We start from the raw sequence: 2,573 nt of genomic DNA, 5'->3' as shown, positions 1-2,573 counted from the left end.
GTCCCCAGTCCCCAGTCCCCAGTCCCTAATCCGCTTCCAACTCCGCCTCCAACTGCTGCTTGCGGTAGAGCGACGCGTAGAGCCCGCCGCCAGCGGCCAGCTCCTCGTGCGAGCCTTTTTCGGCCACGCGACCGTCTTCGAGAACGATGATCTGGTCCGCGTCCTGCACCGCCGAGATGCGGTGGCTGACGACGACGACCGTCCGCTTGCCGAAGTGGCGGCGGAGGTTAGCGAGAATCGTCGCCTCGGTCCGCGTGTCGACGGCCGAGAGCGCGTCGTCGAAGAGGAGAATGGGCGCGCGGCGGAGAAGGGCGCGCGCGATGGCGGTCCGCTGCTTTTGGCCTCCGGAGAGCGTGATGCCGCGCTCGCCGACGCGGGTCTGGAAGCCCTCGGGGAAGCCCTCCACCTGGTCCTGGAGGTCGGCCTCCTCGGATGCGCTGCGGATGGCCTCTGGCGTGGCGTCCATCGCGCCAAAGGCGACGTTGTTCTCGATGCTGTCGGAGAAGAGGAAGACCTCCTGCGGCACGTAGCCGATCGCGCCGCGCAGCGTCGCCAGAGGCAGGCTCCGCACGTCGTGGCCGTCCACGAGCACGCGGCCAGACGTGGGATCGGTGAGGCGCGGGATAAGCTCGACGAGCGTGCTCTTGCCCGAGCCCGTCCGGCCAACGATGCCGAGCGTGGTCCCGGCCGGCACGTCGACCGTAACGCCGTCCAGCACGAGCGGGCCGTCTTCGGTGTAGCGGAAGTCGACGGCGTCGAACGTGATGCGGCCCTCGATGGCGTCTACCGCCAGAGGCGTCGCGGGGTCGGTCACGTCGGGCTGCCAGTCCAGGATCTCGAAGAGGCGCGAGGCGCTCGCGCTGGCCTGCTGCACCATGCTGACGACGTAGCCGAACGAGGCGACGGGCCACGTCAGAATGGTGACGTAGATGATGAACTCGGCGATGTTGCCTACCGTGAGATCGCCCGCGATGACGAGCCGGCCGCCCACGCCGACGACGAGCAGCGTGCTCGCGCCGATGAGGACGAGCAGGACCGGCCGGAAAGCGGCGTCCACCCGCGCGAGCGCGAGGGCGCGCGTGAGGTACTCGCCAGAGGCCGTCCGAATGCGCGCCGCCCACGCGTCCTCTTGCGCATAGGCCTTGACCACCCGAATACCGCTCAGCGCCTCCTGCACGCGGCTCGTGAGGCTGGAATAGGACTTCTGCTGCCGGTCCGTGCGGCTGTGCACCATCTTGCTCACGAAGAACACGCTCACGGCCAGGATCGGCATGGGCAAAAGCGCCCAGAGCGTGAGCGTGGACGAGATGGCGAGCATCACGGCTAGTGCGGTCACAATCGCGGCGACCGCCCGCGCGATGTACATCAGCGCCGGACCGACGTAGCGCCGCACTTTCTCGATGTCGCTCGTGGCGCGCGTCATTACGTCGCCTGTGGGGAAGCGCGCGTAGAAGTCGCCCGAGAGCGTCTGGAGGTGCGAGTACAGCCGGTTGCGGAGGTCGTACTCGATGTGCCGGCTGGCCACGACGACGGTCTGCCGCATCGCGAAGATGAACACCCCACTCGTGAGGCTTAGCCCGATCACGACGAGCGCCGCCAGAATCAGCGCGAGCCGGAAGTCACCGAAGAGCGCCTCTTGCGTCGCCGTCCCGCCGAAGAGCCTGTGGATCGCCACCATACGCGGGACCGCGTCCACGACCTCGCGGATCACGATGGGCACCACGAGCGCGAACAGCGCCGAGACGAGGGCGAAGAACAGGCCCGGCATCATCCGCCACTTCTGGCGCCAGATGTACGGGTTGAGACGGCGGAGCGGGGACACAGGCGAGGGCGGGACGGAGACGGCGGTGCGCCGGCCTCTGGCGCCACGGTACGACCGCCAGGCGCGAGGGGTCCAGAGAGGTGCGGTGAAGCGGTCGGCTTCTGGCGCCAGAGGCTACCGCTTGCGAGCGATGAGGGCTTCACTCGGCACGCCCCACGGCGCGACGCGCTCGTGCACTACAACGTCCCACCCGTCGCCGATGAGCGGTGCCAGGGCCACAGGCCTGCACCCGCCCACCCATTCCGGCTTCGCGCGCCAGAGGCCGCGCCACCCGGCGGCGACCATCCGCGAGAGCACGGTGTGGCCGGGCCCGAGCCCCGCGAGGCACAGCAGCCCGCTCGGTCGGAGGAGCCGGTGCGCGGCCTCAACGGTGCCTCTGGCGTCGGCCTCGCTCAGCAGATCCAACACGTACGTCGCGACAACGCGGTCACAGGACTCGGGCTCGCCAGAGGCCGGGCCGCCCTCGCTTAGTCGCACCGTCGCGCGGTCAGCCCAAGGCACCAGCCTTTGGCGCGCGAGACCCGCCATGACGGGGCTGAGGTCGGTTCCGGTGTAGCTCGCCTCTGGCGCCAGAGGCAGGAGTTCGGCGGCGAGGCGGCCCGTCCCGCAGCCCATCTCGTAGATGTCGCGTGCATCGGCCCACTCGCCGTGCCGGATCAGCACGTCGGTCGCGGCGTCCTCATACCAGCCCTGCTTGTCTTGGCTCGCGCCGACGCGGTCGTAGACGCGGCGGGCGTCGGCGGGGGAGAGG

General features: G+C 69.7%; 2 protein-coding genes. Both read right to left on the bottom strand.

Annotated features, from left to right (window positions below; all coding sequences use genetic code 11):
* Positions 1-25 precede the first annotated feature (25 nt).
* The gene (locus BSZ36_RS16830) at positions 26-1,822 is read right to left on the bottom strand and encodes an ABC transporter ATP-binding protein (RefSeq protein WP_094551431.1); all 1,797 of its coding nucleotides are present in this window, start codon (positions 1,820-1,822) and stop codon (positions 26-28) included.
* Positions 1,823-1,936: 114 nt separating this feature from the next.
* The coding region (locus BSZ36_RS16825; protein WP_143536959.1) for a class I SAM-dependent methyltransferase at positions 1,937-2,573 on the bottom strand (637 nt) is incomplete at its 5' end.

The organism is Rubricoccus marinus (genome assembly GCF_002257665.1).
Taxonomy (GTDB): Bacteria; Bacteroidota; Rhodothermia; order Rhodothermales; family Rubricoccaceae; genus Rubricoccus; species Rubricoccus marinus.
Note: the sequence above shows the minus strand (reverse complement) of the source record. Positions and strands in the feature narration are given on the sequence as shown.